The following is a 13,785-nucleotide window of genomic DNA, read 5'->3' as shown; positions in this document are numbered from 1 at the left end:
GACCTGGACGCTCTGCACGGCGCCGGCCATGAGGTGCTTTTCATCCCCGGTCGTGATCTTGAAGATGCCCTGGCTCGTTTCGGTGGGCAGGACAGCCGAGGACGTGAAGTCGCGCGAGTTGAACAGCATTTCGCGCCGATCGTCATAGATCGCGATCAGGTCATAGCCGACCGAACTGAGCAGCGCGAACTCCCGCTCGATGGCCTTGGGGCGGCGAAGATCGCCATGGACCGAAGTCTCCAGGCGGTGGCCGATGACGCTGGAGACGCGCTGCGCCTCCTGAGTCGCTTCGGTCACCTCGAGCATGAAGAAGCGCGAGGTCTCGCCGAGCCATTGCTCGACATTCGCCTCAAAGGCGGAGGAGATCAGCCGWGCCGCGACATAGGCAGAGGTCAGCATCGCCGGGACGCTGACGAGCAGGAAGCCGATCACAAGCCTCAACCGCAGCGACGTCTTGCGAATTGGCATCAAGCCGTCTCCAGGACAATGGAAGGCTGCGTTCTGCCCAAGCAGGACGTCCGCTCAGGGTCGCCTCGTCCAGGTGTCGTCATCGCAGATAAAACCACCCAGCACGCACCCCTTTACGACGAGTGTCCTCTGTGACTGCAAGCTGATCGTGGTCTTGTAAGTGCGACCATCCTCCGGATTATACCCCTCCCCTGCAAGCAGCCCCGCCGTACCCTCAGGCCTGAAGCCAGTCAGGACCTGGACACCGAGCAGCGAGCGCCCGCGCAAATTGCTGTCGGGGTTTGATCGATCGACCCGCTCCTGCTTGAGCCAGACGATCTTGCCGCAGAGCGCCTGCCCGCAGCGCGCGATCGCAATCTCGGACTCGCCATCGGAATCGCGCCAGCGCCCGACGACCTCGCTCATCGGGTCCGCAGCGGCGGCATGCAGCGACGGCATCGCCACCAATGCGGCGAGAACAAGCATTCTAGCGCTAAGTCTGGCCATCGCCATCCTCCTCATCCTCCCAACCCAAAGCAATGACGCCGGCGACGATCAGGGCGATGCCACCGGCTTGAACGRCATCGATCCGTTCGCCGAGCGCAAGCCAGGCGAGCAGAGGCACCGTGACATAGGCGAGCCCGGTCATCGGAAAGGCGCGGCTGAGCGGCATGTCACGCAGGATCAGCATCCACACGATGAACGTTGCGGCATAGCCGAGCGCCGCCAGCCAGACGCCCGGCAGCGTCGATGCCCTGATCATCATCTGCAGCCCGAAATCCATGTCGGCGAGCCCGTCCGCCCCCCATTTGAAGGCAAGCTGGGTCGCGGTATCGAGCGCAATGAAGACCGTCCAGATCCAAAGCTGGCGCCATGGCACGGGCTGCCGCGAGGTCTCGATCGTGCTCATGCCGCCTGCTCCCTTGCCGCCTGCTCCCTTGCCGGTGTCCGGGGCAGCGCCCGCAGGTCCGGATCGAACCTGTCGAAGGCGAACCAGGGACTGGCCGATTTCAGGGCCCATTGCAGCGCGGCATTCCGGTGCCTGAAGAAGACCGTTGAAGGCACCAGCCGGCTGCCGAAGCGCAGTTTCGACGCATAGGCTGTCTGGCCGGTCTGCAGCCGGGCGATGCCGCGTTCGAGACAGAAACGAACATTCGTCATCCAGCTCACCACATAGAGGTTGTGCTGACGGGCGAGCGGGTAGCGCATGCCGAGGAACTTATCGATCACCCTGTCATTCTCGATCAGCAGCAGATTGAAGGCGGCGAGCGTCTGGCCCACCCAATAGAGAGCAAAGACGGCGCGCTCGCCGAGCGCCGCCGAGACAGCCTTGAAGTAACCCGGGGGGAGCACCTCCAGATCACCGTAGTCGAGGTCGCTCTCGGCCCGCGTCGACTCGTAGAGCTCGGCGATCTCGCTCTCGATACCCTCGAGCCCATGCCGCATCTCGACCCGGATCTCGCCGGCCTTCGCCAGCTTGCGCCGGATATCCTTGCGCGTGGCAGCCGAGAGCGAGGCGAGATAGTCCGCCTCGCCAGCGAAGGGCAGATCGAGGACCGCGAACGGCAGGCTGCCGACACCAGCAAATCCCCGCGACAGCAGCGCATCACGCAGATCCGACGCACCCTGCGCGGCAACATCCTTCCAGGCCACGACATCGGCCCCCACGCTTCGGGCGTGCTGGTCGAGAATTTCGCCCAGCGCGGCGAATGCGGACGCGGATTGATCCGATTCAAGCCCATTGCGCACGCAGGCATGACAGCGTTCGGCATAGGGCGAGCCGACACAGAGCACCTTGAGGCAGACGAGACGCGGCGCCAGCCTGAACACCGCATCTCCGAAGCGCCGGAGCCCACCCTGAAATGGCGTATCAAGCCGATAGGTGAACAGGAAGAACGGCGCGATGGCACTGACGCCAAGGGCATCCTCGACACAGGCCGCGCCCATGGCGATCCCGCTGCCGCTTCCGGCCAGCGCCTGCTCACAGGCGCTGTAATAGGCATGGTTTTCGGCTTCGCCGGGGCAGCAGCGATCCCACGCCTCGGGCGCAATCTCGGCGATCCGTTCGACGATGCGGGCGCGCGGCGCGTTCATTCCGCCGCAACGGCGCAGAGGCTCGCCGGCTCCCGTCGGACCTTGTCTGGAACGGACAGCCGCGCCGCCAGGGCAAGCGAGCGGTCGATCACGACATCGCGCTGCTGGTCGATGGTCACGAGATGATAGCTGTCATTCAGCACGACGGTATCGACGATTCCGCCAAGGCGCCGCTGGATATAGGCCGCATTGGAGAGACCGGAGATGTCGTCCTCGCGCGCCTGCACGACGAGCGCGGGACAGGTGATCTCGCCCATCCGGCGGCGCGTGTCCTTGATCAGCGCCCACATCTGCTGAAGCGAGCCCGCGGGCGTGCCCAGGAGGCCGGCCTGCGAGCTGTCCCCGCCGCCCATCGCCCCCACGATCATCGCGCGGGTGCGCTCATCCTTGACGCCATAGGGCTCGCGCTCGACAAAGCGATAGCGGCGGCCCATGGGCGTGTTGATCAGCAGCTTCAGCAGAAAGCTGTACCAGGGGATCGACCAACCATCATACCAGAGCGTCGGGGCGTAGAGGGCAAGCCCCTGTACGTCGTCGCGGTGGCGTGCCGCGATATGCATCGCCATTACCGCCCCCATCGACAGTCCCCCGACGATGACCGTGTCGCAAATCAGCTTCATCCGTGCGAGCTCGGCTTCTACGCTGGCTGTCCAGTCGCGCCAGCCCGTCGCCAGGAGATCGCCCTCGCTGCCGCAATGCCCCGCCAACCGGGGGCAATGAACGGTGTGACCGGCCCGCGCCAGCGCGCGCGCGACGAGCCGCAGCTCGACTGGCGTGCCCCCCAGGCCATGGATCAGGAGGAACCCGGTCCGGCCACCGGCGAAGCGAAGGCTGTTGTCTTTTGCTGCCACGGAAACGAATCCCTCAGGCGGTGCGGGCGACGATGACGACGCCAAGAGTGATGAGACAGGCGCCGAGCCATTGCCGACGCACGACGCGCTCCTTGAGGAACACGGCGCTGGCAAGCGTGACGCCAAGGAAATTCAGGCTGGCGATCGGGAACGCGATCGAAAGCGGCACTTCGGCAAGAATCCGCAACCAAACCACGACCTCGACGAGGTAGATCAGGATTCCMCAACAGATCCAGCTGTCCCGCAGCGCGGCCAGGACGAGCGCCCGTCCGTGTACGTCGGGCAAACGATCAGCCCCAAGCTTGAAGCAGAGCTGGCCTGCGACATCGCAGATCACCGACAAGGCGAACCAGAGCACGAGCGTCATGGCAGCACCCGGTCGAAGCAATCCAGCAAGACACCGTTCACGCGCGCATTGACCGCCAGCTCGGCGTCCGTGACCGGGCGTCGCGGCGGATGATCGAAATAGGCGAGCGTCGCCCGGAACGGATCGGCGAAGCGTGGCTCGGAATAGTCGCCGCAGATATCGACGCCGACGATCTCGCACTGCTCCGCCAGCCGTTCGATCGCAAGCAGCAGATTCTCGAGCGGCAGCTCGCCCTGATCCCAGTTGGTCGCGGCATCGCCCGGGCCAAGAACATCCTTGTCAATCGTCAACCAGATCCGACGGGTCGGCAGGTTGCGGATCAGCTCATCGAGGAAGTCGCCCCAGTTCTCATTCGCGAGATTGCGCCAGTGCAGTGCCCCGGCCTTCTGCGTGTGCCCGCGTCCATCACGATAGCGGCGCCAGACGCGAGAGGGCGCATGCCGCCATGGGTAGAGTTCAATCCGCCCGTCGGAGACCGCGTCCAGATTGGCGAATTGCCATTCCGGCCTGACCAGGTCGCTGCTGCACGGGCCGATCGTCACGACCCGTTTGACGTGTTCGAGTTCGAGGGCGCGGTTGACCCAGGCGCCGCAATTCACGGTCGCCGGAAACCGCACCCAGTCGGGGTGATTGTCGAAATGCACGACCGTCAGCGGCCGACCGGTCTGCGCAAGCAGGCCGGCCGTCAGATGATGGAAGTCGCCTGATCCGTAGAATGTCACGGAAGCCTCGCCTTCGCGCATGGGTTTCGCGCGCAGTCGCTCGTGCAGCAGGCTCAGCGCCCGCCTGCTTGCGACGATACGCAATGCGCTTCCAAGATCGGTCGCATCGATGCGGGTGGCGGCTCCCGCATCGATGCGCCGGTGCAGCGGCTCCTGAACCGCCGCACTGCCGTCGAGGTCGATCACACGCAACTGCACGTCCGACCTCGCCGTTTTCAAACCCTGGCGACGCGCGTGAACAACTGATCGAGCAGCGCGAGCGCCAGATCGATCTCCGCGTGGGTCATTGTCAGCGCCGGAGCCAGTGTAATGACGTTCTTGTGGTAGCCGCCAATGTCGAGGACGAGCCCGTAGCGCTGGCCGTCGACCACCAGATCGGCCTTCATGCCTTCGTCGCACATCAGGTCGACCAACCGCTTCGACGGGGTGTAGCTGTCATGCGGCTCGCAGATCTCGATGCGCAGCGCCATGCCGAGACCATCGACGTCGCCAACGATCCGGTGCCGGCGCTTCAGTTCCTGGAAGCCTTCGAGGAAATAGGCCCCCTTCWCCATCACCATGGTCTCGTAGTCGTCCTCCTCCATCATCTTCATCGCCTCGAGCGCGACGGCGGTGCCGAGCGGGTTCGCGTTGAAGGTCGAGTGGGTCGAACCTGGCGGGAAGATGGTGGGGTTGATCAGCTCTTCCTTGGCCCAGATGCCGGAGAGCGGGTTCAGCCCGTTGGTGACCGCCTTGCCGAAGACGATCACATCCGGCTGCACGCCGAAATGCTCGATCGACCACAGCTTTCCGGTCCGGTAGAAGCCCATCTGGATCTCGTCGACGACGAGCAGGATGCCGTGCTGATCGAGGACCTTCTTCAGCTCGATGAAGAAATTCGGAGGCGGAATGACGTAGCCGCCGGTGCCCTGAAGCGGCTCGACATAGAAGGCCGCATATTCCGACTGGCCGGCCTTGGGATCCCAGACGCCGTTATACTCGCTCTCGAACAGGCGCGCGAACTGCTTCACGCAATGCACGCCGTATTCTTCCTTGCTCATGCCCTTGGGCGCGCGGAAATGGTAGGGAAACGGCACGAACTGGGCCCGCTCGCCGAAATGGCCGAAGCGCCGGCGGTAACGGTAGGACGAGGTGATGGCGGAGGCACCGAGCGTGCGGCCGTGATAGCCGCCCTCGAAGGCGAACATCAGGCTCTTGCCGTTGCTCGCATTGCGCACGAGCTTCAGTGAATCCTCGACCGCCTGTGCGCCGCCGACATTGAAATGCACCCGGCCCTTGCTGCCGAATTTCGCCTGCGCATCACGGGCGATCATCGCGGCGAGTTCGATCTTCTCGCGGTGGAGATACTGGCTCGCAACTTGCGGCAGAGTGTCGATCTGGCGCTTCAGCGCCGCGTTCAGGCGCGGATTGGCGTAGCCGAAATTGACCGCCGAATACCACATCTGCAGATCGAGGAAGCGATTGCCCTCGGCATCGAACATGTAGGAGCCGTCGCAGCCCGAGAAGATCTTCGGGAACTGCGTGTAATGGACCGTGTCGCCATGGGAGCAGTATTCCGCTTCGAGGGCGAGCAGGCGCGCCTCCTCCTCGGCATGGAGGCTCGTCGGCCGGGATTGCAGACCAGCCAGTACCGGGGAAGCCGGCTCAAGCAAGGCGTATCCGTCATCCATCGATCATATCCTTGAGTTGGTTCTGGGCTCCGCTCGTCACCGGGCTGGCCAGCAGTTCTTCCAGCAGGCCGACGGCCTCGGAAAAATCGGAGAAGGGGTGATGAGGCAGAGCGTTGTCGTGGCAATGCCCGATGAGGCTTTTCTTGGCGAAGACGAGATCCGCCTGGCCGGCGAGACAGAAATCCGAGCGGCCGTCACCGACGAGCAGGGTCAGCGGTCGTCCGAAGCCGTCGGCCACTCGACATTTGCAGGTGCCGCTCGCGCAATCGCCGGATAGTGCGGCATGCGGCGACGTCAACTGCCAGCGCTCGCCGCCGACCGCAGCGAGGTGATTGGCGATGACGGGCAGTGCGCCGAGCCCGATCCGGCCCAGCACCGCGCGGATCGTGCGGTCAAGGCCGTCGGAGACGACCGTAACCGGGATATCGTGCCGCCGGCAGAGTGCGACGAAGGCGCTGAAGCCGCTATCGATCGCAATCGTCTCGGTGAAGCCGTCGAGCACGGCCGGCAGCACGCGCAGCAATTCGACCTGCCTGGCCATGCATTCGCGGGAGCCGATCCGGCCGGAAACCCAGTCGTCCTCGATAGCCTCCCAGCCCGGTTCCGCGAAACGGGCCAGGATCTGGTCGGTCGTGTCTTCACACGTTATCGTTCCGTCGAAATCGACGATGGCCTGCCACAGCATGCTCGGCGCTCATTTGTAGCTCTCGGTGAATGCCGGTAGCGCAAGCGCTGTGCCATCTCGCAATCAATTGATATTGCTACAAATTCGGACGAATTGTCTGCGCCGTCCGCCCCCCATTCGCGGAGCTTCCATCAAAAATTGGAGCCAAACCGTGCGTCGGCTCATCGGACAGGGAGGCCGATGGCGGCGACCTCATGCAGCGCCGCAACGACGCGGCGTTGCCCGCTTTCTTCACATGAGAAGCCGAGAGGTCCGTCTGGCGGAGGAGGTCATTGCCCCGTCAGCGCGGGGGAGGCCGACATCTCTGCAAGCCCGGAACCGCCCAGTGGTCAGGCGCACGAGGCCGCGCATCGTTACACGGCAGTGCGCGCCATCTGGAGCCCGCTGGCCATCGCTGCCTGCTGCTCCGCGACCACCAGGAGTGACGCGCCGTGTTCCCCGGCGAAGGCTCGTTCTGCTGCGGACCATGCCGGCATGATCCAGGGCTTTTCCGCTGCAGCGCAGGCTGAAGCGATCCGGCCGATATCGCCCCTGTCGGCATCACTGAAGCGATAGCGACCTCTCCCCCGCGTCAGCGAAAGGTCCGAGGGGCCAACGAAAACGCCATCCACGGTCGGCAGGGCGAGAATGGCTTCGACATCGGCAAGCGCCTCGGCCGTCTCGACCATCGGGTAACAGGCGGTTTCGCGGTTATCGTCCTCGAAATAGCTGGCGGACGGCGCGCCATAGCGGACGCTGCGGGCTCCGGCATAACTCCGGGTTCCCAGCATCGGGTATTTCGCCGAACGGCAGATTGCCGTTGCATGCGCCACCGAACCGACATGCGGGATCACGACGCCATTCGCGCCGAAATCGAGCGCCTGCTGGATCGGCTCGGCCTGCGGCCCGGCAACCTTGACCAGAACTTCGAGCTTCAGGGCGCGAGCAAGTGGAATGAGCTTGTCGAGATCCCCAAGCGACAGCGTCCCGTGCTCGACATCGAGAACGAGCGTATCGAATGCCAGGTCCGCCGCGATTTCGACGAAGACCACGTCGGGCGCTGCAAGCCAGCAGCCGATCTTGGGCTGTTTCCGCGTCATCGGATGCTCACCTGACAGAGGCAAAGGGCAGACGGCGGTGGCGCGCCAGCGGGATGCGCGTGCGGGCGAGATCGATCGCGGCAAGATCCAGCCGAGCTGCAACGATGCCTTCGCCCAGGGCGCGCTTGGCGATGACCGCGCCCCATGGTTCGGCGATGAGCGAGTGCCCGTAATTGTAGAGTATCTGCCCATCTTCCTCGAAGGGCCCCTCCTGCCCGGGCGCGAGAATGAAGCACTGGCTCTCGATGGCACGGGCCCGCAGCAGCGGCTCCCAATGCTCCTTGCCGGTGTGCAGGGTAAAGGCTGCCGGCACCGCGATCATGCGGGCGCCAGCGTCGACAAGCGCGCGAAACAATTCGGGGAAACGCAGATCATAGCAGATCGTGCAGCCGACAGTGACGCCGTCGAGATCGAAGGTCACCAGCTCGGATCCCGCGCCGTAGATCTTGCCTTCGTCATAGACCGTGCCATCCGGCGCGGTGATCGCGAAGAGGTGGATCTTGCGATAGCGGGCGACCTCGCGCCCCATGCGGTCGAAGACGAGACTGGTGTTGAAGATGCGGTCTCCGTCACGCTCGTTCAACGAGCCGCCATGGATGTAGACGGCGTGGCGGGCGGCAGCCTCTCGCAGCATGGCATAGGCTTCGCCGCCCGGGCACGGCTCGGCCGCGGCGCGCTGGGCGTCGGCATCGCCGCCATAGAGCGTGAAGCACTCCGGCAGCATGACGAGATCGGGTTTCTCTTCTCGGCAGGCCTGTTCGATCAGGCGCTGTGCGATGGCGATATTGGCGGCCTTGTCCTGGCCGGCATTCATCTGGATCAACGCGACTTTCATCATGTCTCGCTTGTTGGGGACACCTGGCGGACGACAGCGCAGGCGGCCCGCTGGAGGGCGGTTTGCCTGCGCGCCCATCGGTCACTTCTTGAGGCTGACGGCCCAGAGTCTCGGCTTCGGCATGATGGTCGCGGCATAGCCCTGGACGCTCGAGCGCGCCGCGGCGACTTCGACACCGTTATAGAGCATCAGAAACGGCGCCTGCTCGATGAAGAGAGCATGGAGCTTGTCGAACAGGGCCTGACGTTCGCCATCCTTGGTCGACGCCAGGATATCGCGCAGGAGTTCCTCCGCCTGCGGATCGTCCCAGATCCGGTTCGGCCGCTTGTCTTTCGAGCCCATCACCGCGCCATAGGCCAGGGCGGGGTCATAGCGGGCCGAATAGGAGAAGGACTGCATCTGGTAGTTGCCCTTGCTGTAACGATCGAGCTGCGTCGCCCATTCCAGCACCTCGAGCGTCGCGTTGATTCCGGCCGATTGCAGCATCGCCTGGGCGATGACAGCGCTCTCATAAGTGTCGCGCTCGTTCTTGTTCGCCATCAGCACGATCGGCTGGCCGGCATAACCCGCCTCCTTCAGCAGGCGGGCAGCCTTGGCCGGGTCATAGCTATGGAGGCGGGCCTGCTCCTTCGAGTCGAAGCGCGATTCCGTCGGGACGACCGAAGCGTTTGGTTGCCCCAGCCCCTCCGATACGGCCTTGACGAGTTCGCGCGTGTCGATCGCGGCGGCGATGGCCTGACGCATCTTGACGTTGGCCAGCAGCGGATCGCGGGTCTGCAGCAGGATCGTGTTGAGCATCATGGTCGGCGAGGACGAGACCTTGATCTCCGGCCGCGCCTTCAGCTCTGGAATATCGGCTGCCGCCAGCGAAGGCAGGATGTCGATATTGCCACGCAGCAGCGCGGCCTTGGCCGTGGCGTTGTCGGGGATCACCATGAAATTGACGGTATCGACGAGCGCGCGCTTGCCCCCGACATAACCATCCGGCTCGCCGCCGCGATCGGTATAGCCGTCGAACCTGTCAAGGCGGACATATTCACCGCGCTTCCATTCCCCGAACTTGAATGGCCCGGTCCCGACCGGCGCCTTGAACGAGCCGTCAGGGTTGAAGGACGAGCGGGCGATGATCGCAGTCTGCCCGCACTGGTTCCGCGCGATGCCCGCGAGAAAGACAGAACTCGGCCGGTTCAGGGTGAAGACGACGGTGTCCGCATCGGGAGCGGCGATCTCGACCTTGAGTATGTCCGATCCGTTGTACTCTCCCGTGCAGAGCCAGCCCGTCTTCGGGTCCATGTAGCGCTGCCAGTTCCAGACGACATCCGCGGATGTCAGCGTCGTGCCATCGTGGAACTTCACGCCCTTGCGCAGCCTGAGCGTATAGGTCAGCCCATCCGGAGACACCTCGATGCTGTCTGCGAGCAGCGGCTTCGGGGTGCCGTTGGCGGAGTAGCCGACGAGGCCCTCGACCATGTGAAGCACCACGCCATCCGTCGTGTCGTCCCGGTTCACCCCGGGATTGACGCTCCGGATATCGGCATTGAGACGCACGCGCAGAGTGTCGGCCTCAGCCGTCGACGCCTGAAAACAGGCAGCACCCATCATCAATGCGAGTGCCGTGAAACGCATTCTCATTCATTCCTCCCGTGGATAGAAATGTCAGGCCGCGAGCATCTTCGGCTCGTCGGCGAGGCTGTATTGGGTGAAGCGGCGATCGAGGGCGGGAAGAGCAGCCACCTCCATCACGCCGCTCGCCGGCTCCATCACCACCATCGCGACGGTCGCCGAGAGGTGAGCGTCGCGCAGGCCGGGCCGCGGTGGCCGGCAGACGCTGTAGGGCGTGGCGAAATCGTCGAAGAGCGCAGCCTTAACCTCGGCGGCGGACAGGGTGCCACCGCTCTGATCCAGCAATCGGCGCACACGCCAGTCGCGGTAGACGCTGTCCGGCACGTTGATGAGACCGGTATCCCTGAGCTTGCCGAGCGCAATGGGACTGACCCAGTGATTGGCGTGCACGATCAGCCCGTCGCTCGGATAGATCGCGAAAGCCTCGTCCGGGGCGCATTCGTAATTGACCGCAAACCCCTCTGCGCTCGACAGGATCATGTTGTTCGAGCAGGTCTTCTGCGTCGTCGCGACGGCCCTGATCGCGAAAGCGAGATGGGATTGCTCGAGCACCTTGCGGCGGATCAAGGCAAGCGGCACCCCCTGCTGGCGATAGTCGCGGTCGCTGTCGAGATAATTGGCGGTGATGGCGAGCCCAGCCGCATTCATGCCGGAACGGGCAAGCCCCCCGGCCTCGACGAAGGTCAGGAAATCCGGGCCGTTATCGGGGCGCACCCGCAGCACGATCGCCGTCTCCGCGCATTCGGCGCGCCAGTCCCAGTTCTGGGCGTGGATCAGCCGCCCCGACAGGCTGCGCTCCGGCATGACCACGAGACCGGTGCAGCCATCATCGGCTTCGTCTTGTTCCCGCTGCGGCCTGCTCCGTTCGATGCGGGCCTTGGCGATGACCTCGGTCCTGGCATTGACTATCACGATGTCTTCGAGCGTGACGCCAGCCCCTTCGGCTATCCCGCGCATCTCCTCGATGTAATGGGCTCCGAAGGCCTCGATCTCGCCCGCGAACGCCGTGATCAGTTCGGACTGGGCCGCGGCCGAGTAGCCGAACTCCGCGAGCTGGTCGCCATAGAGCCCGACGCTCCGGCGCACGCGCTCCCTGGCGGCCTCGCCATATTGCCGGCCGCGCTCGCGCGGGGCACCGGAGATGGAGACGAAGGGAAAGGGCGAGGTCGTCATTGGCTTGCTCCTGCTAACGGGTGATCCACACGCCCCAGGCGCGCATCTTGCCGAAGCCGGTGACGCCGATGCCGTCGACGCGGTCGCTCGAGGCTTCGACGAGGGGGGTGTTGTAGAGGCTGACGATCGGTGCCTGGTCGATCATGCGCAGGTGCAGTTCGTCGAAGATCGCCTGGCGTCGGCCGGGATCGAGCTCCGCCGTCGACGAGGACAGCAGCGCGATCGCATGCGGGTCCTCCCACTGGTTGTCAGGATCGACATCCTTGGAGCCGACGATCGTCTTGTAGTTCAGCGAAGGTTCGAGCCGTGCCGTGAAGCGGAAGGACTGAAGCTGGAAATTGCCCTTGCTGTAGCGGTCGAGCTGGGTTGCCCATTCCAGCACCTCGAGATCGACATTGAAGCCCGCCTGCTTGAGCATCGACTGGAGAATGATGGCGGTATCGTAGAGATGGGCGAGCTTCTGCGACGTCTGCAGCTTGATCGGCCGCCCGTCATATCCGGCCTCCTTCAGCAGCCTGCGGGCGAGATCGGGGTCGTAGGCATAACCCTTGCCGTGGACGGCCGTGTGGGCCGAACTCGAGTCCGGGATGGCCGAGGGATTGGGCTTGCCGAGCCCGTCCGTCCTGGTTTCCACCAGCGTCTTGAGATCGATAGCATGGGCTAGCGCGCGTCTGACGCGAATATCGGCGAAGAGCGGATCGCGTGTCTGGACGAGCAGCACGTTCCAGCTCAGCCCCTGTGCGGTCGAGACCCTGACGCCCTTGGCCGCCCTCAGCTCGACCACATCCGAAACATCGGTGACGATCCAGTCGATCTGGCCTGCCCGCAAGGCCGTCCTGCGCGTGGCATCGTCGGGCACCACCATCCAGCGCACCTGATCGACATGGGCGAGGCGCGCGCCGGCATAGCCGCTCATCGGCTCGGAACGCGGTCGGTAGCCGGCAAATTTCTTGAGGAGGATGAACGAGTTCTTGCGCCACTCGGCGAAGGTGAAGGGGCCCGTGCCGACCGGCTGACGCCACTCGCCGTTCGGCCCKACCGAATCCTTGTGCAGGATGCCGGTCAGGCATTGGACATTGGCGACATAGTGCAGGAAGAGCGCCGACGGCGCGGCGAGCCTGAAGACCACCGTGCGGGCATCGGGCGTCTCGATCGCCTCGATCTTCGCGTCCTGCGAACCGTCATACCAACCCCGGCACTGCCATTTCGTCGCCGGGTCCAGCATTCGGTCCCAGCTCCATTTCACGTCCGCCGAGGACATCGGCGCACCGTTATGGAAGGTGATGCCGTCGCGCAGGGTGAAGCTGTAGCTGCGGCCGCCATCGCCGACCGTGTAGGACTCGGCCAGCAACGGCGCGATGGTCAGGTCTTCGCGATAGGCGACCAGAGCCTCGAGCACATGATGGAGGATGGTGTCGCTGTCGCCGCTGCGCCGAACACCCGGCTCGCTGCTCGTGATATCGGTGGAGAGCGCGATGCGCAGCTCGCCACCCTGCTTCGGGACCTGAGCGAGCGCCTGCATCGGGCAGGCGAGCGCGGCCAGGGCCGCAAGCCATGCAACCTTCATGATCTCTCCCTTTCGTTCACGAGCGGCGCCCGGTTTTCCGGTGTCACCGCCCAAATGGCTGGCAGATCGCCGCGCCCTGCCCCCGCTAGAGGTTTTGCCGTTGGGCAAGCGCGCTGGCGAAGAACTCCTTCACCGGGGGGTGCACGAGATGTCCGATATGCTCGACGCCGGGCACGACATCGAAGCGCACCGGGATATCGAGGCTCAGGAAGGCGCGCTCCAGCGAGCGCAGGCGATCGACCCGCGTCACGCCGGTCTCGTTGATGCCCTCCATCCAGTTCGAGGAACTGGGAGCGACGGTGACGTCCCAGGTCTCGATGTCATCGCCGCCGATGACCATCTGGACCGCGACCTTCCGCATCTCGGACAGATCAAGTTCACGTCCGAAGATGCTCTTCAGATCGCCTGTCCCGAGCCACCACGGCTTGTCCGGGTTCGGCAGCGTCACGACGCCGGGAGCGCCGATCGAAACCCCCAGCAGTCGCTCCGGGTGCAGATAGAAGAAGCGGTGCACGAACTGCCCGCCGCCGGAGAAGCCGTGCATCAGCACCTTCTCGGCGTCGAGGCGATAGAGTTCGCCGATCTCCTCGATCATCGCCAGGACCAGGAGGTCGTAACGGATGCCGCGATAGAGGATGCGCTTGTAGTTATGCGTGTCACCCGGCTCCCCGA

The 13,785-nt window shown here is 64.5% G+C and carries 15 protein-coding genes; all 15 read right to left on the bottom strand.

The window, feature by feature from the left end:
• The coding region (locus AC1DJT_RS24570) for a hypothetical protein (RefSeq protein WP_476835054.1) at positions 1-468 on the bottom strand (468 nt) is incomplete at its 3' end.
• Between the two features lie 54 nt (positions 469-522).
• Entirely contained in the window at positions 523-954 is a 432-nt protein-coding gene (locus AC1DJT_RS24565; RefSeq protein WP_476768467.1) for a DUF2147 domain-containing protein, read from the bottom strand.
• Entirely contained in the window at positions 941-1,357 is a 417-nt protein-coding gene (locus AC1DJT_RS24560) for an EamA family transporter (RefSeq protein WP_476835053.1), read from the bottom strand. Before AC1DJT_RS24560 ends, AC1DJT_RS24565 begins: the two co-directional genes overlap by 14 nt.
• Positions 1,354-2,541: a GNAT family N-acetyltransferase gene (locus AC1DJT_RS24555; protein WP_441504483.1), complete on the bottom strand. Its 1,188-nt coding sequence runs from the start codon at positions 2,539-2,541 to the stop codon at positions 1,354-1,356. The genes AC1DJT_RS24560 and AC1DJT_RS24555 overlap by 4 nt, the downstream gene beginning before the upstream one ends.
• Positions 2,538-3,392: an alpha/beta hydrolase gene (locus AC1DJT_RS24550; protein ID WP_476768469.1), complete on the bottom strand. Its 855-nt coding sequence runs from the start codon at positions 3,390-3,392 to the stop codon at positions 2,538-2,540. The genes AC1DJT_RS24555 and AC1DJT_RS24550 overlap by 4 nt, the downstream gene beginning before the upstream one ends.
• Before the next feature lie 13 nt (positions 3,393-3,405).
• A complete protein-coding gene (locus AC1DJT_RS24545) occupies positions 3,406-3,759 on the bottom strand; it encodes an EamA family transporter (protein WP_476835052.1) in 354 nt (117 codons plus the stop codon).
• Complete coding sequence (locus AC1DJT_RS24540; RefSeq protein WP_476768470.1) at positions 3,756-4,679, bottom strand: arginase family protein; 924 nt, start codon at positions 4,677-4,679, stop codon at positions 3,756-3,758. Before AC1DJT_RS24540 ends, AC1DJT_RS24545 begins: the two co-directional genes overlap by 4 nt.
• A gap of 17 nt (positions 4,680-4,696) precedes the next feature.
• The gene (locus tag AC1DJT_RS24535; RefSeq protein ID WP_476835051.1) at positions 4,697-6,151 is read right to left on the bottom strand and encodes an aspartate aminotransferase family protein; all 1,455 of its coding nucleotides are present in this window, start codon (positions 6,149-6,151) and stop codon (positions 4,697-4,699) included.
• Positions 6,144-6,836, bottom strand: coding sequence for an MtnX-like HAD-IB family phosphatase (locus AC1DJT_RS24530; protein WP_441488097.1), 693 nt, complete (start codon positions 6,834-6,836; stop codon positions 6,144-6,146). Before AC1DJT_RS24530 ends, AC1DJT_RS24535 begins: the two co-directional genes overlap by 8 nt.
• 353 nt (positions 6,837-7,189) lie before the next feature.
• The gene (locus AC1DJT_RS24525) at positions 7,190-7,915 is read right to left on the bottom strand and encodes an HpcH/HpaI aldolase family protein (RefSeq protein ID WP_441504482.1); all 726 of its coding nucleotides are present in this window, start codon (positions 7,913-7,915) and stop codon (positions 7,190-7,192) included.
• 7 nt (positions 7,916-7,922) lie between these two features.
• Positions 7,923-8,750 carry a carbon-nitrogen hydrolase family protein gene (locus AC1DJT_RS24520; RefSeq protein ID WP_476835050.1) on the bottom strand — a complete coding sequence of 276 codons (828 nt, stop codon included), beginning with the start codon at positions 8,748-8,750 and terminating at the stop codon, positions 7,923-7,925.
• An 81-nt stretch (positions 8,751-8,831) separates the two neighbouring features.
• A complete protein-coding gene (locus tag AC1DJT_RS24515) occupies positions 8,832-10,382 on the bottom strand; it encodes an ABC transporter substrate-binding protein (protein WP_476768473.1) in 1,551 nt (516 codons plus the stop codon).
• 24 nt (positions 10,383-10,406) lie between these two features.
• Positions 10,407-11,546: a C45 family autoproteolytic acyltransferase/hydolase gene (locus AC1DJT_RS24510; protein WP_441504480.1), complete on the bottom strand. Its 1,140-nt coding sequence runs from the start codon at positions 11,544-11,546 to the stop codon at positions 10,407-10,409.
• A gap of 13 nt (positions 11,547-11,559) precedes the next feature.
• The gene (locus AC1DJT_RS24505) at positions 11,560-13,113 is read right to left on the bottom strand and encodes an ABC transporter substrate-binding protein (RefSeq protein WP_476768474.1); all 1,554 of its coding nucleotides are present in this window, start codon (positions 13,111-13,113) and stop codon (positions 11,560-11,562) included.
• A gap of 85 nt (positions 13,114-13,198) precedes the next feature.
• On the bottom strand, positions 13,199-13,785 hold a 587-nt coding region (locus AC1DJT_RS24500; RefSeq protein ID WP_476835049.1), incomplete at its 5' end, for an alpha/beta hydrolase.

The sequence above is a fragment of the Allobosea sp. 05T422_2 genome (assembly GCF_056396265.1).
Note: the sequence above shows the minus strand (reverse complement) of the source record. Positions and strands in the feature narration are given on the sequence as shown.

What these genes read in the sequence shown, in the direction of transcription:
- AC1DJT_RS24565 (WP_476768467.1), bottom strand. Translation starts at nt 954, where the DNA reads ATGGCCAGACTTAGCGCTAGAATGCTTGTTCTCGCCGCATTGGTGGCG.
- AC1DJT_RS24555 (WP_441504483.1), bottom strand. Translation starts at nt 2,541, where the DNA reads ATGAACGCGCCGCGCGCCCGCATCGTCGAACGGATCGCCGAGATTGCG.
- AC1DJT_RS24530 (WP_441488097.1), bottom strand. Translation starts at nt 6,836, where the DNA reads ATGCTGTGGCAGGCCATCGTCGATTTCGACGGAACGATAACGTGTGAA.
- AC1DJT_RS24525 (WP_441504482.1), bottom strand. Translation starts at nt 7,915, where the DNA reads ATGACGCGGAAACAGCCCAAGATCGGCTGCTGGCTTGCAGCGCCCGAC.
- AC1DJT_RS24520 (WP_476835050.1), bottom strand. Translation starts at nt 8,750, where the DNA reads ATGAAAGTCGCGTTGATCCAGATGAATGCCGGCCAGGACAAGGCCGCC.
- AC1DJT_RS24515 (WP_476768473.1), bottom strand. Translation starts at nt 10,382, where the DNA reads ATGAGAATGCGTTTCACGGCACTCGCATTGATGATGGGTGCTGCCTGT.
- AC1DJT_RS24510 (WP_441504480.1), bottom strand. Translation starts at nt 11,546, where the DNA reads ATGACGACCTCGCCCTTTCCCTTCGTCTCCATCTCCGGTGCCCCGCGC.